This window comes from Pseudomonas sp. P1_F7 (genome assembly GCF_056405655.1).
In genome coordinates, this window is record NZ_JBFUBR010000003.1 from 246,890 (window position 1) to 266,151 (window position 19,262).

General features: G+C 59.3%; 17 protein-coding genes and 1 tRNA gene. 9 read left to right on the forward strand and 9 right to left on the reverse strand.

The features are described from left to right. Positions 1 to 33 precede the first annotated feature (33 nt). Positions 34 to 762: a murein L,D-transpeptidase catalytic domain family protein gene (locus tag AC1D1M_RS05150; protein WP_477774795.1), complete on the reverse strand. Its 729-nt coding sequence runs from the start codon at positions 760 to 762 to the stop codon at positions 34 to 36. 81 nt (positions 763 to 843) lie between these two features. Here AC1D1M_RS05150 and AC1D1M_RS05155 point away from each other — a divergent pair, with 81 nt between their 5' ends. Continuing rightward, the gene (locus tag AC1D1M_RS05155) at positions 844 to 2,598 is read left to right on the forward strand and encodes a L,D-transpeptidase family protein (protein ID WP_477774796.1); all 1,755 of its coding nucleotides are present in this window, start codon (positions 844 to 846) and stop codon (positions 2,596 to 2,598) included. Between the two features lie 105 nt (positions 2,599 to 2,703). On the opposite strand, the gene AC1D1M_RS05160 is transcribed toward AC1D1M_RS05155, so the two are convergent. Beyond that, positions 2,704 to 3,153: a hypothetical protein gene (locus AC1D1M_RS05160; RefSeq protein WP_477774797.1), complete on the reverse strand. Its 450-nt coding sequence runs from the start codon at positions 3,151 to 3,153 to the stop codon at positions 2,704 to 2,706. Positions 3,154 to 3,371: 218 nt separating this feature from the next. On the opposite strand from AC1D1M_RS05160, the gene AC1D1M_RS05165 reads away from it, so the two are divergent. Further along, positions 3,372 to 4,970, forward strand: coding sequence for a sensor domain-containing diguanylate cyclase (locus AC1D1M_RS05165; RefSeq protein ID WP_477774798.1), 1,599 nt, complete (start codon positions 3,372 to 3,374; stop codon positions 4,968 to 4,970). 112 nt (positions 4,971 to 5,082) lie between these two features. After that, entirely contained in the window at positions 5,083 to 6,489 is a 1,407-nt protein-coding gene (locus AC1D1M_RS05170; RefSeq protein WP_477774799.1) for a DUF1254 domain-containing protein, read from the forward strand. 35 nt (positions 6,490 to 6,524) lie between these two features. Here the strand turns inward: AC1D1M_RS05170 and AC1D1M_RS05175 are convergent, their stop codons facing one another. Beyond that, complete coding sequence (locus AC1D1M_RS05175; RefSeq protein WP_477774800.1) at positions 6,525 to 6,851, reverse strand: hypothetical protein; 327 nt, start codon at positions 6,849 to 6,851, stop codon at positions 6,525 to 6,527. A gap of 177 nt (positions 6,852 to 7,028) precedes the next feature. Here AC1D1M_RS05175 and AC1D1M_RS05180 point away from each other — a divergent pair, with 177 nt between their 5' ends. Next, positions 7,029 to 7,859, forward strand: coding sequence for an arylamine N-acetyltransferase family protein (locus tag AC1D1M_RS05180; RefSeq protein WP_477774801.1), 831 nt, complete (start codon positions 7,029 to 7,031; stop codon positions 7,857 to 7,859). Between the two features lie 55 nt (positions 7,860 to 7,914). Here the strand turns inward: AC1D1M_RS05180 and AC1D1M_RS05185 are convergent, their stop codons facing one another. Both AC1D1M_RS05185 and AC1D1M_RS05190 read right to left on the reverse strand, forming a co-directional pair. Then, positions 7,915 to 8,220: a BrnA antitoxin family protein gene (locus tag AC1D1M_RS05185; RefSeq protein WP_477774802.1), complete on the reverse strand. Its 306-nt coding sequence runs from the start codon at positions 8,218 to 8,220 to the stop codon at positions 7,915 to 7,917. A gap of 3 nt (positions 8,221 to 8,223) precedes the next feature. Beyond that, on the reverse strand, positions 8,224 to 8,505 hold the full coding sequence (locus AC1D1M_RS05190) for a BrnT family toxin (RefSeq protein WP_477774803.1): 282 nt from the start codon (positions 8,503 to 8,505) through the stop codon (positions 8,224 to 8,226). Between the two features lie 256 nt (positions 8,506 to 8,761). Here AC1D1M_RS05190 and AC1D1M_RS05195 point away from each other — a divergent pair, with 256 nt between their 5' ends. Both AC1D1M_RS05195 and AC1D1M_RS05200 read left to right on the forward strand, forming a co-directional pair. Then, complete coding sequence (locus tag AC1D1M_RS05195; protein ID WP_477774804.1) at positions 8,762 to 10,279, forward strand: nucleobase:cation symporter-2 family protein; 1,518 nt, start codon at positions 8,762 to 8,764, stop codon at positions 10,277 to 10,279. 113 nt (positions 10,280 to 10,392) lie between these two features. Further along, complete coding sequence (locus tag AC1D1M_RS05200; protein WP_477774805.1) at positions 10,393 to 11,019, forward strand: TetR/AcrR family transcriptional regulator; 627 nt, start codon at positions 10,393 to 10,395, stop codon at positions 11,017 to 11,019. A gap of 25 nt (positions 11,020 to 11,044) precedes the next feature. Here the strand turns inward: AC1D1M_RS05200 and AC1D1M_RS05205 are convergent, their stop codons facing one another. Continuing rightward, positions 11,045 to 12,505, reverse strand: coding sequence for an efflux transporter outer membrane subunit (locus AC1D1M_RS05205; protein WP_477774806.1), 1,461 nt, complete (start codon positions 12,503 to 12,505; stop codon positions 11,045 to 11,047). 217 nt (positions 12,506 to 12,722) lie between these two features. On the opposite strand from AC1D1M_RS05205, the gene AC1D1M_RS05210 reads away from it, so the two are divergent. Together AC1D1M_RS05210 and AC1D1M_RS05215 are read left to right on the forward strand one after the other, a co-directional pair. Then, positions 12,723 to 13,832: an efflux RND transporter periplasmic adaptor subunit gene (locus AC1D1M_RS05210; protein ID WP_477774807.1), complete on the forward strand. Its 1,110-nt coding sequence runs from the start codon at positions 12,723 to 12,725 to the stop codon at positions 13,830 to 13,832. Then, positions 13,829 to 16,978, forward strand: coding sequence for an efflux RND transporter permease subunit (locus AC1D1M_RS05215; protein ID WP_477774808.1), 3,150 nt, complete (start codon positions 13,829 to 13,831; stop codon positions 16,976 to 16,978). Before AC1D1M_RS05210 ends, AC1D1M_RS05215 begins: the two co-directional genes overlap by 4 nt. Before the next feature lie 103 nt (positions 16,979 to 17,081). Here the strand turns inward: AC1D1M_RS05215 and AC1D1M_RS05220 are convergent. Beyond that, positions 17,082 to 17,157: transfer RNA gene (locus AC1D1M_RS05220), tRNA-Asn, on the reverse strand. A 227-nt stretch (positions 17,158 to 17,384) separates the two neighbouring features. Between AC1D1M_RS05220 and AC1D1M_RS05225 the strand changes: the two genes are divergently transcribed. After that, positions 17,385 to 17,615 carry a hypothetical protein gene (locus tag AC1D1M_RS05225; RefSeq protein ID WP_477774809.1) on the forward strand — a complete coding sequence of 77 codons (231 nt, stop codon included), beginning with the start codon at positions 17,385 to 17,387 and terminating at the stop codon, positions 17,613 to 17,615. Here AC1D1M_RS05225 and AC1D1M_RS05230 read toward each other — a convergent pair. Next, a complete protein-coding gene (locus AC1D1M_RS05230; protein ID WP_477774810.1) occupies positions 17,612 to 17,821 on the reverse strand; it encodes a hypothetical protein in 210 nt (69 codons plus the stop codon). The genes AC1D1M_RS05225 and AC1D1M_RS05230 overlap by 4 nt on opposite strands. A 137-nt stretch (positions 17,822 to 17,958) precedes the next feature. Continuing rightward, a complete protein-coding gene (locus tag AC1D1M_RS05235) occupies positions 17,959 to 19,155 on the reverse strand; it encodes an amino acid aminotransferase (RefSeq protein WP_057715589.1) in 1,197 nt (398 codons plus the stop codon). Positions 19,156 to 19,262 lie beyond the last annotated feature (107 nt).

Consider the following 19,262-nt stretch of genomic DNA (forward strand, 5'->3'; position numbering starts at 1 on the left):
CGGGCGGTGCCTTTCAGCAGGCTGAGGCGAAGATTACAGTTTTGACAGGTTGGGCGTCGCTTTCTGGCTTGAAGTGGACTTTTCCCTTGAGGCCACGGTGTCGCCGCCGCAGTTGATGTAGGAAGACGACTTCAGCCAGCGTTGGTCCGGGTAGTAGGAAAACAACAACTGTCCGTCCTTCATCGAATCGATCAGCCGATGGGCAATCGCCGGTCTGACGGCCGGGCAACCCAGGCTGCGGCCGATCCGGCCATTGGCACGGGCCAGCACCGGGCTGACATAGGGCGCGCCGTGAATGACGATGGCCCGGTCATAGGCGTTGTCGTTGAAGCCGGGCTCCAGGCCTTCCATGCGCAACGAGTAACCGTTCTGGCCGAGGTAGCTCTCTTGCGTGCGGAACAGGCCGAGGCTGGTGGCGTGGCTTTCGTTGCGGTTGGAGAACAGCGTGGCCATGTTTTCACCGCTGTTGCGGCCATGGGCGACCAGTTCGTGAAACAGCAACTTTCGCCGTTTAAGGTCGAAGACCCACAGGCGTTGTTCGGTCGAGGGCAGGGAGTAATCGATCACCGCCAGTCTTTGGGCGGGGGCGACACCTTGGGCACGGCTGCATTGAGTTGCGCGAACGGCCAGGGCAATCACTTTGGCATCGGCGCCGGGTGCTGCTTTGACCAGCGCGTTTTCAAGCGAATCGGCGTAGGCTGACGTTACTGAAAGGCACGTCAGTAAAATGGCAAATAAAAGGCCAAAGCGGTTTAGCGCCATAGTCGGGTCTCATCATGATAATTTCGAGTCTAGCAGCGAGCGGAAAGCTAGCCGTTTGAAACGGGGGATTAAGGATTATCCATGGTGAAGTTAACAAGGTCATTCGTCATAAGCCGCATATTTTTTATGGGCTTTCTGATCAGCGGTGCGGCGCTTGGGCAAACTTCGCCGATTGAGCCGGTATCTGCAGCGAGCCGCGCAATCGATGCCGCGGCGCCCGACGACGCGGTCGGCCAAGCGATTCAGGCGACGCTGGAACCGTTGCGCTCGGCCTTTCCACCGTTGCTCACGTCCAGGCGCCATCAGCGTGTGGATGTCAGCCGGGTGGTGCTGGATTTCTATATGCATCGCAACTATCGCGCCGCGTGGACAGATGAACGTGACGTGGCCCAGTTACTCAAGAGCCTTGAAGACACCCGGGTCGACGGCCTGAATCCGGCGGATTTCCGCATCACCGAACTGGCTCAGGCCCATGAATCGCTGGCGGCCGCCATGCCTTCCACGGCGCAACGGGCGATGTTCGATATGGCGGCGACTCGCACGTTCATCACCGCGTTGCTGCAACTGCGACGGGGCAAGGTCGATCCGTCGCGGCTGGACATTCACTGGAACTTCGATCCTGCCGGCGGCGATGCCCGCGAGGACATGAACAACCTGTTCACCGCCCTCGATGCCCATGACGTGGCACGTGCGTTTGCCGAGGCGCCGCCTCAGGAAGAGATTTACCGCAACTTGCGTGAGGGCCTGGCCCGGTTGCGCCAGGTGCGCGATGCGGGCGGCTGGCCGAAAGTCACCGAAGGGCAATCGCTCAAGCCCGGCATGGACGGGGTAGCGGTCACACAATTGCGTGCGCGTCTGGTGGCGGGCGGGTATCTGGACCCGCACCTGGCGAAAAAGGCCGGTTACGACGACAAGGTCATTGCCGCGGTGAAGAAGTATCAGACCGAGCAATACCTGGGGGCCGATGGCGTGGCGGGGGCAGCGACGCTGGCGGCACTGAACGTGCCGGTCGAGGCGCGGATCGATCAGGTGCGGGTCAACATGGAGCGCGCCCGGTGGCTGTTGTACAAGCTTCAGGGCACGTTCGTGATCGTCGATATCGCCGGATACAAGGTGGCGATGTACCGCGACGGTCTGCCGATCTGGCGTTCGCGGGTGCAAGTCGGTAAACCGGTGCGCAGTACGCCGGTGTTCCAGGCCGAAATCACCTACATCACGTTCAACCCGACCTGGACCGTGCCGCCGACCATCCTCAAGCAGGACGTGATTCCAAAAATCCAGAACGATCCTGGCTATCTGGAGGCCAACCGGATTCGCGTGTTTGATCGCGATGGCAATGTGCTCGATCCGTCGAGCGTTGACTGGAGCAACCCGCGAGGCATCCACCTGCGTCAGGATGCCGGGCCCGACAGTTCGCTGGGGCAGGTGGTGATCCGCTTCCCCAACGACTATGCGATTTACCTGCATGACACGCCGCACCGCGAGCTGTTTGCCAAAACGGTTCGGGCCACCAGTTCAGGCTGCATCCGCGTGGAAAACCCGTTGCAACTGGTCGAGTTGTTGTTCAACGACCCGGTGCGCTGGAACAGCGCTGGCATTCAAAAGCAGTTGGCCAATGGCAGGACCGAGAACATCCTGCTGCCGGTGAAAGTGCCGGTGTTGTTGGCTTACTGGACCGTGGACCTGAGCAATGACGGGCGGGTGACGTTCAAACCCGACATTTATGATTACGATGCCAGGGTGCTGCAGGGCTTGAGTCAGCCTGCGAAGTTGCCCGCTCTGGACTTGCGTCGCGCAGAGGTACCGCTGGTGGTGACGGGGCAGAACCAACTGTAATGAACGACTGAAAAAGGGCGCCTCTGGAGCGTAATGCCGATCAGTCTGAACATTGCAATCCCTGTGGGAGCGAGCTTGCTCGCGATGACGGTCGCACATTCAAAATCAATGCACTGCCAACAGATCGCTTTCCGTCAGCGCTATCGCATCCAGCTGCGCTGTGGCTTGCTCGATCGTTTGTAGCCACCAGTGTGTTTCACCGTGTTCGTCCACGGTGCGCAACAGGGCGAGTTCGTTGCCTGTTGTGTGGACCTCGACCCGCCCCTCGCCATCGGCGGTGAAGCGTGCAACCGGGTCAAAGGTAATGCTGCGCTCGTTGCCGGTGATCACCAACTGGTCGATGGCGTAGTCGTAAGCGCCGCCATTGGGGTGACTTTCGAACACGTGGGTGGGGTTGCGCCGCAGGACCAGGCCCGCTTCGGTCAAGGGCTGCAGCCAGGCCTCTATCCGTTGGTACAGTTCGTAGACCTGGCCCGGCCAGCTATCGATCGCCTGATCCGCGCTGGGAAGCCGTGTTTGTTTCAATTTTGCCGCGAGCTCGTCTGCGTTGCTCATGTCGATTCCCTGTATTGACGTCAGTCTAATCGTAGCTCGTTGACGCGCAGGTAGCGCTTGCCCTGGGTCATGTTTGCAACACAAGCAGGGTGCAGATGTTGTGCTCGGGCAGCATCACCGGGCAGGTGTAAGACCGCTGGGCAAGTGGCCGCCCATTTGTCATGGATAACCCCGTAAACTGCGGCCTACAAAAAAATGAGGGCTTTAGGGCGTTGCCCATGCCTTGCCCCCGACAGGATGAACTTTTGCCCACACGCTTTAACCATCCGGAGCACACCCCTGGCGTTGCATTGAAACGCATACCGCTGCGCAAGGCGGCGGTGTTGTTCATTGCCACGGTATGCCTGTGCCTGTGCGGTTTGCTCTACCTGCAACTGGAACAGTCCCGTCGCCATGATCTGAACCTGGCGCAAGTGGCGTCTTCGAACCTGACGCGGGCCATGGCGCAGCAAGCCGAAGACACCTTCATGAAGGCCGACCTGGTGCTGACCAGTCTGGTGGACTGGATTCAGGTCGACGGTTTCGGCCCGGACCAGCGACCACGCTTGCAGCAGACCTTCGCCCGGCGGGTGCTGGCGCTGGATCAATTGCACGGCATCCTGCTGTTTGACCAGAAGGGCCAGTGGGTGGTGACCTCGTTTGAAAATCTGCCCCGGGGTGCCGGGGTCGCGGATCGCGAGTACTTCAAGTATCACCAGCAGAACGTATCGTCGGTGGCGCATATCGGCCCGGCCATCCGCAGCCGGGAAAACGGCGAGTGGATCATTCCGGTTTCCAAACGGGTCAACGACAGGAACGGCCATTTCCAGGGGGTGTTGCTGGCCGGCATCAAGATGTCGTACTTCGACCAGTTCTTCAAAAGCTTCAGCCTCGACGACAATGGCTCAATGTTTCTCGGTCTGACCGATGGCACGTTATTGGCGCGGCGACCTTTTGTAGAGGCGCAGATCGGCGTGTCGCTGGCCCATGGCGAGATTTTCCAGAAGTTCCTGCCACTGGCCACCTCCGGCAATGCTCTGTTCACGTCCACCATCGATGGTGTGACACGCATGTACGGTTACCGACAGCTGGAGGCGTATCCGCTGGTGGTCGCCGCGGCGTCGTCCACGGAATCCATTCTCGCGGGCTGGTACGACACGGCGTTTCGCTCCAGTCTCATCGTTGCCCTGGTGTTGCTGGGCGTGGGGTTGTTCGGTTGGGTGTTCCTTCATCAGGTGCGTGTTGGCGAGCGGGTCGAGTCGGACTTGCGCAGGGCCCAGGAAGCGCTGGAACTGATCGCCACCCACGACAGCCTGACCGGGCTGGCCAACCGCCGATTATTCGAGCGGGCGCTGGACATTGAGTTCGGGCGCGGCGCCCGGCAGGCGAGCCCCTTGAGCCTGATCATGCTCGATATCGATTACTTCAAGCGCTACAACGACACCTACGGGCACGTGGTGGGGGATCATTGCCTGGCCGAAGTGGCACGGGCGCTGAAGAGTTGCTGCCACCGCAAGGCCGATCTGGCGGTGCGTTACGGCGGCGAAGAGTTTGCGGTGCTGCTGCCCGACACCGACATCCACGGCGCCATGACGATTGCCGAGCAGATCCGCCGCAGCGTCATCGACAAGCACATCAGTCACACCGGCTCGCCCAACGGTTACGTGACAGTCAGTCTGGGTTGCTATTCGTTTGTGCCGTCGGGGCGTGACAGCATGGATGTGTTTGTCGAGCGGGCGGATGCGGCGTTGTATCAGGCCAAGCATTCGGGGCGAAACCGCGTGGCCACGTTGTCGATGGCCGGTGGCGTCGAGGCGTTGATGCGCTCCGACCGCTGAAGTGCTTTTGCTGCCGGTGGTCCGTCTCCCGGGCCTGGCGGAATTGATCGTCTAGAGTTCCGTTAGCGCTGCCGCACCCGGCAGGCTCTCCCTCGCACGGACGATCGCCAACATGTTGCTACCTCCAACGTTGACAGCCGTTGCTCTGACCGTCGCAGCCGCTGTCATTTTCCCGCTGGCCAGCCACGCGCAATCGAAAATCACTGCCGAAGAAGCTCACGCAATCGGCGTGGACGCCTACATCTATTTTTACCCGCTGCTGAGCATGGACCTCACCCGCAAGCAATTCACCAACATCGAGCCGGGTAAGGAGTTCGGCAAAGGCCCGATGAACATGTTTGTGAGTGTGCCGCAGTACCCGCCGGCCGATTTCAAAGGGGTGGTGCGCTCTAATTTCGACACCTTGTATTCGATTGCCTGGCTGGATTTGACCAAGGAACCGCTGGTGATCGCCGCGCCCGATACCGACGGGCGTTTCTACCTGTTACCGATGCTCGATATGTGGACTGACGTGTTCGCTTCGCCGGGCTGGCGCACCACGGGCACCGAGGCCGGGCAATTCCTGGTGACGCCGCCGGGGTGGACCGGCACTGTGCCCGCCGGGATGAGTCATCTGCCGGCGCCAACCCCGTTTGTCTGGGTCATCGGTCGTACCAAGACTGACGGCGCGGCGGATTACGCGGCGGTTCACAAGATCCAGGCCGGTTATACGGTGACGCCGTTGTCCCGGTTGGGCAAGGAACCTGAAGCCGTCACCGTGAAAGTCGACCCGGCGGTGGACATGAAAACGCCACCGAAGATTCAGGTCGACTCCATGTCGGCTGCCAATTATTTCACTTACGCTGCCGAACTGCTGAAGGTGAACCCGCCGCACAGCACCGATCAGCCAATGCTGGCGCAGATCAAACGTATCGGTATCGAAGCTGGCAAGCCGTTCGACATGGACGCACTGGACCCGCAAATCCAGGCCGCGCTGCAAACAGTGCCTCAGGATGCGCAGGCCTTGATGACCTGGAAAGTGCCGACCCTGGCGCGGGAGGTCAATGGCTGGTCGATGAACACTGACACCATGGGTGTCTACGGCAACTACTATCTCAAGCGCGCCATCGTTACGCAGATGGGGCTCGGTGCCAACCTGCCCGAGGACGCGATTTATCCGTTGAACATCGGCGACAGCAACGGCAAGCCACTCGACGGTGCGAACAAGTACGTACTGCATTTCAGTAAGGGCCAGACGCCGCCGGTGAGCGCCTTCTGGTCGATCACCCTGTATGACCCTGAAGGTTTCCAGGTCGGCAACTCGCTCAATCGTTTTGCGATCAGTAGCTGGATGCCGTTCAAGAGCAACGCCGATGGCTCGCTGGACCTCTATTTCCAGAACGAAAGCCCCGGCAAGGATCTGGAAGCCAACTGGCTGCCGGCGCCCAAAGGGCCGTTCAACCTGACCATGCGTTTATACGGCCCGAAAGCCGAGGCGCTGAATGGCCAATGGAACCCGCCGGCGGTCAAGCCGATGTAAGCCCCAAGCGACAAAAAGCAGACAATAATTGCACGTCATCGGCTGTTTTTGTTTGTCCAGCTGCCCGTCCCACCGCCAGCGCCACCAGTTCCTCCTCCGGGGGCGCCGGTGCCACCGCCCGCGCCACTGCCCGGACCATTGACGCCGGTGCTGCCGCTTGACGAACTGGGGCCATGACCGCGGCTGTAGTCACCCGAGGGTTCGCTGGGTCGGTTGTTGTCTGGCGGCTTGGTTGAGTTGCGGGTGGCGCCCGATGTCGTACCGGTCGCGCCAGCGCCATCGCCGGATGCCGCCAACGTGGCCAGGGACGTTGCCGACAACAATCCCGCCAAGAGCAGCGAAGTCATTCTGATGTTCATCATGGTCGTCTCCAGGGATGGGTCGTTACCTGATGTTGGTGTGTAGGACTGCGCAAGCGCCGTTGAGTTTTTTCATTTCCGGCGATTGGCTAAATCAATTGTCGGTGGCAGTGCTTGATCCCGTATACATAGCGGCCACTGGCGGAGCAATCCGCCGCTTGCGTGCAAAAGGATTGAACGATGAGCGAGCCACGCCTGACCGACCGTGCTTTGTATCTGCGACGCCTGGGCTTCGATGCACCTCCGGCGCCGACCCTGGAAACCTTGCGCCAACTGCAATTGCGCCATACCGGCACCTTCCCGTTTGAAAACCTCACCACATTATCCGGCGAACCGGTGCTGATCGACTTGCCGTCCATCGAGCAGAAGGTCTTGCACGATGGTCGTGGCGGTTACTGCTACGAACTCAACAACCTGTTTCTGGCCTTGCTTGAGGATTTGGGTTTCGACGCCCGTGCCATCAGCGGACGGGTGGTGATGGGTCAGCCAGAGGGTGCCTGGACTGCCCGGACCCATCGCCTGAGCCTGGTCATCATCGATGACGTGCGCTACATCACCGACGTCGGCTTCGGCGGTATGGTACCGACCGCGCCCCTGTTGCTCGACTCCCGCGCCGAACAACCCACCCCGCACGAGCCGTATCGCATCGACCTGCACGTCGACGGCTTTACCCTGCGCGCCAACATTGCGGGCGAATGGCGGGCGATGTACATCTTCGACCTGCAACGCCAGGAAGATATCGATTTTGCTGTGGGCAACTGGTACGTCTCGACCCACCCCGAGTCGTCTTTCGTCAAGCAGTTGATGGTGGCGCGCACCGGGGAGGGCTGGCGCCGTACGCTCAACAATGGCAGCTTCGCGATTCACCGGATTGGCCATGACAGCGAGCGGCGGGAGGTGACGGATGTGCAGGAACTGATTGGCCTGCTGGGCAGCGAGTTCAGCATTCGCGTACCGGAACAGGCGCAATTGGCGCGGACGCTGGAGCGATTGATCGCAGCGCCGCAATAGCTGGCTGATCGTAGACATCACCAAGGGCTGATCTGATTGATCGGCCCTTTGTGTTTCAGGGCTGAACACCCGGCTCCATCACCCGTTGAATTTCGCGCAAGGCCTCTGCCAGTTTCTGCTCCAGGCCCTTGAGTTCGGCAGGGGTGAGAGTTTGTTTCAGTTGTGTGGTCTTGCCTTCGTTGAGCAGGGCTCGGCGCAACGTATTGTTGATCGCCGTCTGGTAGCCGTACCCCTCGTGTTCTGCCAAGGCCCGGGCGGCTTCGATGACCGCGTCATCGAGCATGATGGTAATGCGGGTCTTGCCTTTGGCGGGCGCCACGGTCCCGCGCCTGGCGTTACTGAAATCGTATTCGTCTTTCATCGGTCATGCCTCCAGATACTGACGGCGCTCGCTTTTGGTGGCAATGCGCGCGGAAATGATTCGAACGAAATTCGGATCGCGGTAGGTGTACGCGACGACCAGCAACCGGCCTTTGGCATCCAGCCCCAGGGTGATCCAGCGTTGTTCATCATGGTGGTTGTCCTCGATGGTCAGCGCTCGTTCGTCATGGAATACCGGTTCGGTCTCTGCGAGGCTGATGCCTTGGTGCTTGAGTTTGTTGGCTGCGTTCTTTGCCTTGTGGTACTGAATTTCGCATGACTTCATTATGCATACTTTATATGTATATGGAAGGGGCGGGCCTTACCGATGGTCGCCAGGAGTTCAAAAGACTAGTCAGCACCCGGGGGTGGACCGCGAGGGATGTATTTCAAGGTTTTTTGGCGGGGCCAGGAGGGTGGGTGTCAGGCGGAAATGGACAGGTATCCATTTTGTGACTGATAAGTTGTATACAACTCTATAGACATTTGTCCTGACTATTGCATACAGTGTGCGAATAACAAAAACCAGGGAACCCCCTACCATGAAAACGCCCCATGTTTCACACCAACGGCCCGAGGACGAAAATCTTGGGATCGGCGCGAATATGGCTTATGGCCTGCAACATGTTCTAACCATGTATGGCGGTATTGTCGCGGTGCCATTGATCATCGGCCAGGCGGCCGGGCTCTCGCCGGCGGACATCGGTTTGTTGATTGCTGCTTCATTGTTTGCGGGGGGGCTGGCAACGTTGCTGCAAACCCTGGGTTTACCGTTTTTTGGTTGTCAATTGCCGCTGGTGCAGGGCGTGTCCTTCTCCGGCGTCGCGACCATGGTGGCGATTGTCAGCAGTGGTGGGGAGGGCGGGTTTCAGTCGGTGTTGGGCGCGGTGATAGCGGCGTCCCTGATCGGATTGCTGATAACTCCGGTGTTCTCGCGTATCACCAGGTTCTTCCCGCCGCTGGTGACCGGCATCGTGATTACCACCATCGGCCTGACGCTGATGCCGGTAGCCGCGCGCTGGGCCATGGGCGGCAACAGTCACGCGCCGGACTTCGGCAGCATGGCGAATATCGGTCTGGCGGCGGTAACGCTGGTGCTGGTGCTGCTGCTGAGCAAAATCGGCAGTGCGACCATCTCCCGCCTGTCGATTCTGCTGGCCATGGTCGTCGGCACGATCATCGCGGTGTTCCTCGGCATGGCGGATTTCTCGTCCGTAACCCAGGGCCCGATGTTCGGCTTCCCGACACCGTTCCATTTCGGCATGCCGACCTTTCACTTCGCTGCGATCCTGTCGATGTGCATCGTGGTGATGGTGACGCTGGTGGAAACCTCGGCCGACATTCTGGCCGTCGGTGAGATCATCGGCACCAAGGTCGATTCCAAGCGCCTGGGCAACGGTCTGCGTGCCGACATGCTGTCGAGCATGTTCGCGCCGATCTTCGGCTCCTTCACCCAAAGCGCCTTCGCCCAGAACGTCGGCCTGGTGGCGGTTACCGGCATCAAGAGCCGCTACGTGGTGGCCACCGGCGGTCTGTTTCTGGTGATCCTCGGCCTGCTGCCGTTCATGGGCCGGGTTATCGCCGCCGTGCCGACCTCGGTACTGGGTGGCGCAGGCATCGTGCTGTTCGGCACCGTCGCGGCCAGCGGCATTCGTACCTTGTCCAAGGTCGACTACCGCAACAACGTCAATCTGATCATTGTCGCGACTTCGATTGGCTTCGGCATGATCCCGATCGCGGCACCGAACTTCTACGATCACTTCCCAAGCTGGTTCGCGACCATTTTCCATTCGGGCATCAGTTCTTCGGCGATCATGGCTATTGTGCTGAACCTGACCTTCAACCATCTCACCGCCGGTAACTCTGACCAGCAATCGGTGTTTGCGGCCGGTACCGAGCGGGTGCTGCGTTATCAGGATCTGGCGGCATTGCGTGAAGGGGATTACTTCAGCGACGGTAAACTGCACGATTGCGACGGCAAGGAAATTCCGGTGGTTGAGGTGGACCACGGGCATGGCGAGCCACGTGCGGCGCACTTAAAAAGCAGTGAGCATGTCTGACGTTCACGGCGACTGAAAAAGGCCGATCTGTCGAATAGACAGATCGGCTTTGTGACTATAGAACCAATCGGTCACAAGTTGTCAGTCTTCGATAGGGTGAGTAAGCTGTACTCATGAATCAGCCATCAAAATCTTCATCTTCGCCCAGCCCCCGTGGCCCAGCCGATCACGACATTCGAGACCAGATTGTCGCGGCGGCCAATGAACATTTCAGTCAGTACGGCTACGGCAAAACCACGGTTTCCGACCTGGCCAAGGCCATCGGGTTTTCAAAGGCCTACATCTACAAATTTTTTGATTCCAAGCAGGCGATCGGTGAAGCCATCTGTGCAAATTGTCTGGCAGAAATCGTCGCGGCTGTGGAGCAGGCAATCAATGTAGAAGACCTGTCGCCGACGGAGCGCTTTCGACGCTTGGTCAAAACGGTGATCGCCACAGGTGTGAGTCTGTTCTTCAACGACCGAAAACTGTATGACATTGCAGCGTTCGCGGCGTCGGAAAGCTGGCCCAGTTCGCAGGTTTATGACGCACAGATCAAACATTTCGTGTTGCAAATCGTGCGGGAAGGGCGAGAAATTGGCGAATTTGAACGTAAGACTCCACTGGACGAGACAGTAGAAGCGATACATCTCGCGCTGCGGCCATTCGTCAATCCTTTGCTGCTGCAGTACAACCTCGATTTCGTCGAGGAAGCGCCCACGCTCACCTCCAACCTCATCTTGCGTAGCCTCATGCCTTGATAAGCCAGACCCGCCACCTATCAGGTCATCGTGTCGCAACAGGCCGGGCTTCAGGAGGTTGCCAGCCACCACCTAGCGACTTGAATGCCGCAACCGCCGCTCGTGCCGATTCCGTTCGTGCTTGAGCTCGGGCATCGGAAGCCTGCAGCATCGTCTCGTCAGCGTGCAGGACATCGATCAGGCTGGCCGTGCCTTTCTCATAGGCAATGAACGACGATTGGCGAGCCTGTGTAAGAGACGCCTCTCCAGCGGTGAGGGTGGTTGCTTGAGCTTCCCGATTCACCAGTGAGGAGAGCGCATTCTCGACATCCTCGGTGGCACGCAGTACGGACTGACGGTAAGCGGCCAGGGTTTCGGCTTCCTGTCCCTTGGCCTGGTCGATTTGGGCGTTTATGCGACTGAAGTCGAAGAGTCTCCAGTGCAGTCCCAATACGCCCGCCGACTGGCTGGCGCCGCCGGTAAAAAGGTTGCCTGCGGATACAGCCGTGGCACTGCCCAGCAATGCGCTAAGGGAGAATTTCGGGTAGTACTCAGCAATCGCCTCTCCGATGCGTGCGTTTGAGGCTGCAAGACGGCGCTCAGCCACAATGAGATCTGGCCTGCGGCGCAGCAAATCGGCCGGCGTTCCCATCGCCTTTATCTGCGGCGCTACAGGAATGCTCCCCGCACTTGCCAGTTGCGTGCGGTGAGTGCCTGGCGGCGTGCCGAGCATTACATCCAGCGCATTCATCGCAGCATCCAGACCGGTCTGCAGGGCCGGCACTGTCGCTTGGACCTGCGATAGCGCCCCCTCGGTCTGGCGAACCTGATAGTTGGCGGCGAGCCCTTTGCTGTAGAGCAATTGGACTTTCTCTAACAAATCCTGCTGCGTTTTGACTTGCCGATTCGCAATGTCCAGCCGGGTCTGCAGACCGCGGATAGTGATGTAGATATCAGCGGTCTGCGTAGCGATGGCCAGCCTTGTGGCAGCGACGCCCGCCTGGGAAGCCTGGTACTCGGCCAGAGCAGCCTCGCGTGCGCGGCGCAATCCGCCAAAGACATCTGCCTCCCAGCTGGCATCGAGGTTGGCCTCGTAGGAACTTGCGTACCGATCATTGCCAGGCGTTGAGTTCAACACCTGGCCGAGCGGCGTCTCGATTGACTGGTAGGAGCGCGCGGCCTGTGCGCTGATGTTCCCTGAGGGGAGTAAAGCGGCATTTGCAGCACCTAGTCCGGCCCGCGCCTGTGTGACTCGCGCCGACGCCTGCGCCAGGTCCAGATTCTGCTCAAGCGCCTTGGAGATGAAGTCGGTCAGCACGGGATCACCAAAGCCTTCCCACCAGGCTACAAGGCTGGTCGGCGTCGCTCCACGCCGCTGTTCGACAGAAGGCTGACCCATGTAACGATCCGAAAGCGGAGCGTCTGGACGATGGTAGTCCGGACCAACCGCACAACCAGCCAATGAGCCGGCGCAGACCAAAAGAGCAATGGGGCGGAGGGGAGGCATTGAGATTCCTTCAACGGAGGACATTTGTGACCATATTACGCAATAGTCACACCCTGTCAATTGAGGTGGTTTGAGGAGATTTTGGTTTTTATCACTGATAGCGGCGGTTTCTGTGTTGAGCTTGAGGAGCTGGATGTTTCATGGTTTGTGACTATTGACACAATTGGTCACTAGGCTGAGAATGTAGCGCTCGTCCTATTTTCAAGTAAGGGAACCTATGCGCCGGCTTCGACCTTTCCCCATTGCCGCTTGCTTGTTGCCCCTCGTCCTGACGGCATGTGGCGACTCATCCACCATTGAAGACCCACGCACGCATGCTCCTCTGGTTAGGTCCGCAGCGGTTCAGGGTTCCTCCGACGCCTCACGTTCTTTCACTGGTGTCGTGGCTGCCCGCGTCCAGGGTGACCTTGGCTTTCGGGTGTCGGGCAAGGTGCTTGAGCGTCTGGTTGACACCGGTCAGACCGTTAAACGTGGTCAGCCACTCATGCGCCTCGACCCAATCGACCTGGGGTTGCAGGCGCGAGCACAGCAGGAGTCGGTCATAGCCGCTCGGGCCCGAGCCAGGCAGACAGCAGATGACGAGGCGCGATACCGCAGTCTGGTTGCCGCAGGTGCTATTTCTGCATCGGCCTATGACCAGATCAAAGCCGCAGCCGATACGGCAAAAGCACAGCTCAGCGCTGCAGACGCGCAGGCTGACGTTGCCCGTAATGCTTCTGGTTATGCGGTGCTGTTTGCGGATTCCGATGGGGTGGTGGTGGAGACGCTCGCCGAGCCCGGACAAGTTGTCAGCCCGGGACAGCCCGTGGTTCGACTGGCGCGGGCAGGGCAGCGCGAAGCGATCGTGCATCTGCCCGAGACGTTGCGTCCCGCAGCAGGATCCACCGCGCAGGCGACGCTTTATGGCAATGCCGCGGATGCTGTTACAGCGAAGCTGAGGCTGCTGTCTGACTCGGCCGACCGCATGACACGCACCTTCGAGGCGCGGTATGTGCTTGAGGGCGCGCTGGCCAATGCACCGATAGGTTCGACCGTCACGCTTCGGATCGCTGAAGGCACCACGCAAGGGCAGGGGCTGCAAGTACCGATCGCTGCCGTTTATGACCCAGGCCAAGGCACTGGCGTGTGGGTCATCGCCGGTACACCGGCGAAGGTGGCCTGGCGACCTGTACAAGTCCTGGGCTTGAGTGACGACACAGTGCGAGTCGCGGGTGACCTCAAAGTCGGCGAGCAGATCGTAGCGTTAGGCGCACATCTGTTGCGCGAAGGTGAAGAGGTGAGATTGCCTCAACAGGATGACGTCAAAGTTGCCGGGGGTCGTCCATGAGCGAGGGGCGCTTCAATCTTTCCGCGATCGCCGTTCGTGAGCGCTCTATCACGGTGTTTCTGATCTTCCTGATTGCCGTTGCGGGCATCTTGTCGTTCTTTCAGCTGGGGCGTGCGGAAGATCCTCCGTTTACGGTCAAGCAGTTGACGGTCATTACCGCGTGGCCGGGCGCCACGGCGCAGGAGATGCAGGATCAGGTAGCAGAGCCACTTGAAAAGCGCCTGCAAGAACTGAAATGGTACGACCGCACGGAAACCTACACCCGTCCTGGCCTTGCTTTCACGATGGTGTCACTGCTCGATAGTACGCCGCCCTCGCAAGTGCAGGAGGAGTTCTATCAGGCGCGTAAAAAACTCGACGACGAGGCCAGGAAGCTGCCGGCGGGTGTCATCGGGCCAATGGTCAACGACGAGTTTTCGGACGTGACATTTGCGCTTTTCGCCCTGAAAGCCAAAGGCGAACCGCAGCGACTGTTGGTGCGTGATGCAGAGTCGTTGCGCCAACAACTGTTGCATGTGCCCGGCGTGAAGAAGGTCAACATTATTGGGGAGCAGCCCGAACGTATCTTTGTTTCCTTTTCCCATGATCGGTTGGCCACCTTGGGTGTATCTCCTCAGGACATCTTTGCCGCGCTGAATAATCAAAACGTGCTCACGCCCGCCGGTTCGATCGAAACCAATGGGCCACAGGTTTTCCTTCGGCTGGATGGCGCCTTCGATAAGGTGCAAAAGATTCGTGACACACCCATTGCGGTTCAGGGGCGCACGCTCAAGCTCGCCGACGTGGCGACGATCGAACGCGGGTATGAAGATCCGGCAACCTTTCTTGTTCGCAATAACGGGGAAGAGGCTCTGTTACTGGGAATAGTGATGCGAGAGGGCTGGAACGGTCTAGATCTCGGCAAGGCGTTAGATGCGGAGACAGTCAAGATAAATGAGGGCATGCCATTGGGCATGACACTCTCCAAGGTCACCGACCAATCGGCAAATATCGATTCGGCCGTTGGCGAGTTCATGGTCAAATTTTTTGTCGCGCTGCTCGTGGTGATGCTTGTCTGCTTTCTCAGCATGGGTTGGCGGGTAGGCGTTGTGGTCGCTGCGGCTGTGCCGCTGACGTTGGCCGTGGTGTTTGTGGTGATGGCGGCCACTGGAAAGAACTTTGACCGAATTACCCTCGGCTCGCTGATTCTGGCGCTCGGACTGCTGGTGGACGACGCCATCATCGCTATCGAAATGATGGTGGTGAAAATGGAGGAGGGCTACGACCGCATCAAAGCCTCCGCCTATGCCTGGAGCCATACGGCTGCACCGATGCTTGCCGGTACGCTGGTGACGGCGATTGGCTTTATGCCTAACGGCTTCGCGCAGTCGACTGCTGGCGAGTACACCAGCAACATGTTCTGGATCGTGGGCATTGCCCTGATTGCCTCCTGGGTGGTTGCGGTTGCTTTTACCCCGTACCTGGGGGTGAAGATGTTGCCGAACATCAAGAAGGTAGAGGGTGGTCACGCGGCCATCTACAACACCCCTAACTACAACCGCTTCCGCCAGGTTTTGACGCGAGTCATCGCTCGCAAATGGCTGGTGGCCGGCACTGTCATCGCTTTGTTTGTCGTGGCGATCTTCGGCATGAGCCTGGTCAAGAAGCAGTTCTTCCCGACCTCAGACCGTCCCGAGGTATTGATTGAAGTGCAAATGCCTTATGGGGCCTCCATTGAGCAGACCAACGCGACCACCGCCAAGATAGAGGCCTGGCTGCAAAAGCAGGATGAGGCAAAGAACGTCACGGCCTATATCGGGCAAGGCGCGCCGCGCTTCTATCTGGCAATGGCGCCGGAACTCCCTGATCCGTCGTTCGCGAAGATTGTGGTGCTGACGGACAGCCAGGAGGCGCGCGAGACCCTCAAGTTCCGTATCCGCGAAGCGGCGGCTGAGGGACTTGCCCCAGAAGCGCGTGTCAGGGTGACTCAGCTTGTTTTCGGGCCGTACTCGCCATTCCCTGTTGCCTACCGGGTGATGGGACCTGATCCGTCAAAGTTGCGCGAGATTGCGGGCCAGGTACAGGACGTGTTGCAGTCGAGCCCGATGATGAGAACCGTCAACACCGATTGGGGGCCGCTGACGCCGACGCTGCATTTTGCTCTGGATCAGGATCGCCTGGAGGCGGTGGGGTTGACGTCAAATTCAGTCGCGCAGCAATTACAGTTCCTGCTGGCCGGAGTACCGATCACCGCGGTTCGTGAGGACATTCGTTCGGTGCAGGTGGTTGGCCGCGCAGCGGGTGATATCCGGCTCGATCCCGCTAGGATAGAAGGCTTTACGCTGGTAGGTGCGGCGGGTCAGCGGATTCCGTTGTCTCAGGTGGGAGTGGTCGATGTGCGTATGGAAGATCCGATCCTGCGACGTCGTGACCGCACACCGACCATCACCGTGCGTGGCGACATTGCCGAAGGCTTGCAGCCGCCAGACGTCTCGGGCGTGATCATGAAGGAGCTGCAGCCGGTCATCGACAAGCTGCCTGGCGGATACCGGATCGAGCAGGCGGGTGCAATCGAGGAGTCGGGCAAGGCCGGTAAAGCGATGTTGCCGTTATTCCCGATCATGATTGCCATGACGCTGCTGGTCATCATTCTACAGGTCCGTTCGATCTCGGCGATGATCATGGTGTTCCTCACCTCGCCACTGGGGTTGATTGGCGTGGTGCCGACACTGCTTATCTTCCAGCAGCCGTTTGGTATCAATGCTCTGGTCGGTCTGATCGCCCTTTCGGGCATTTTGATGCGCAATACGCTGATTCTGATTGGGCAAATCCATCACAACGCGCAAGAAGGGCTGGACCCGTTTCACGCAGTGGTCGAAGCCACGGTGCAACGTGCCCGCCCGGTACTGTTGACAGCGCTTGCGGCAATCCTGGCATTCATTCCGCTGACACACTCCGTCTTCTGGGGGACGCTGGCCTACACGCTGATCGGAGGCACGTTCGTCGGAACCATCATGACGCTGGTGTTCCTGCCAGCGATGTACGCCATCTGGTTCAAGATCCGTCCTGACAATACGGGTCAAACTGAAACAGCGAATAAGCAGTCAAGTCTGGTGGATAGGGCGCCACCCCGTCCTCTCGCCGCTCACCAGACCACAAAGCTTTAGCCGTAGGCCATATCTGACGGAACGCCAAAACGAAAAAACCCGCCAGAAGGCGGGTTTTTTCGGTGGTTTCAGAGATTTTGAAAGCCTTCTCTGGAACCTTGTCTGGCTCCACGACCTGGACTCGAACCAGGGACCCAGTGATTAACAGTCACTTGCTCTACCAACTGAGCTATCGCGGAATGGCGCGTATCTTACTGATTCAAAAAGAGAAGTCAAGCATCGAATAACAATTGGAGCGAATCATCGGGACGGGCGGTGGTTTAGCGGCGATTGGCGGTTACCAGGATCGCCCCAGAGGTCTACCATGGCCGCCCGGAAGTGGTGACACGCGCTGCCGGCCATTCGCCGAAAAGGTACGCGCCATGAATCATTTGACCCTCACACCTCTACACCACGGGGTGCACCGATGAGTATCTCTCAGATCAGCCTGCCCAAAGGTGTCGGCCCTCACGCCGAAAAGTTGTTCGACGCCATCACTCAGGCCAGCAATGCTGAAGAGTTGAACCGTGCTGGCGGCAAGGCCGAAGGTTTTGTCCTGGGCCTGGAAAGCACTAAAGCGATCAAGAGTCAGGTCGCTGAATCGCTGTATGTCGCCTATGACGACGCTGCCAGTCAGCGTGCGACCGAACTGGCTTAACCGCCGAAGGTAATCGTGGCAAGCATCAGTTTGGCGTAGAGCGCCGTGGCACCCAATTGCACCAACCACAGGGCCAGGCCGCCGAGAAACACACCGGCGGCCACTTGCATCACCAGGTTGTTGCCACGTTTTGTCGGGGCGCGGGGGATGAAGTGATCCAGGTCATCCAGGTCATCGCGGTCGGCGCGCAGGTCATCGTCTTTCATGTGGGTTCTCGCAGGAATTCCAGGGTGTATACAAGTCTGTGGAGTTTAGAGGGCAGAGCCAGCGCTTTGAGATTAATCTGCAACAAATAAAAAAACGGGAAGCCACATGGCTTCCCGTTTTTCATTTCAAGGCGTAATCAGATGACTTGGACGATAGCGTCCGTCACAACCTTGATGTTGCTCTGGTTCAGCGCAGCCACGCAGATGCGGCCAGTGTCCAGGGCGTAGATGCCGAACTCGTTGCGCAGGCGGTGAACTTGCTCAACCGTCAGGCCAGAGTAGGAGAACATGCCGCACTGACGACCGACGAAGCTGAAATCGCGCTGAGGGGCTTTTTGTGCCAGCAGATCGACCATCTGGGTACGCATGCCACGGATGCGCAGGCGCATTTCGGCCAGTTCGGCCTCCCACTGGGCGCGCAGCTCCGGGCTGTTCAGCACTGCAGCGACAACGCTGGCACCGTGGGTCGGCGGGTTGGAGTAGTTGGTGCGGATCACGCGTTTGACTTGCGACAGCACGCGCGCGCTTTCTTCTTTCGATTCGCTGACGATCGACAGGGCACCTACGCGCTCGCCGTACAGCGAGAACGACTTGGAGAACGAGCTGGAAGCGAAGAAAGTCAGGCCCGATTCGGCAAACAGGCGTACGGCAGCGGCGTCCTCGTCGATGCCATCGCCGAAACCTTGGTACGCCATGTCGAGGAATGGCACGTGGCCTTTGGCTTTAACCACGTCCAGGACGTTTTTCCAGTCGGCCGGGCTCAGGTCCACGCCAGTCGGGTTGTGGCAGCAGGCGTGCAGCACAATGATCGAGCCGTTTGGCAGCGCGTTCAGGTCTTCCAGCATGCCGGTGCGATTCACGTCGTGGGTCGCGGCGTCGTAGTAGCGGTAGTTCTGCACCGGGAAACCAGCGGTTTCGAACAGGGCGCGGTGGTTTTCCCAGCTCGGATCGCTGATTGCCACAACGGCGTTCGGCAGCAGTTGCTTGAGGAAATCGGCACCGATTTTCAGAGCACCCGTACCGCCAACGGCCTGGGTGGTGATCACGCGGCCAGCGGCGATCAGCGGCGAATCATTGCCGAACAGCAGCTTTTGCACGGCCTGGTCGTAGGCGGCGATGCCGTCGATTGGCAGGTAGCCACGGGAAACGTGTTGAGCGGCGCGAATCGTTTCAGCTTCGACAACGGCGCGCAGGAGTGGAATTCGCCCCTCCTCGTTGCAGTAAACACCGACCCCCAAGTTGACTTTGTTGGTCCGGGTATCGGCGTTGAATGCTTCGTTGAGGCCCAGGATTGGATCGCGTGGTGCCATTTCGACAGCGGAGAACAGGCTCATTATTGCGGCGGCTCTGAATGGAGAGTGGAGGGACGTGTCGCGCTCCAGCCGAATGCACTAGAGCGGTGCACAAACGGGGAGCTAGTATAGAGGCCATCCGCGATCAA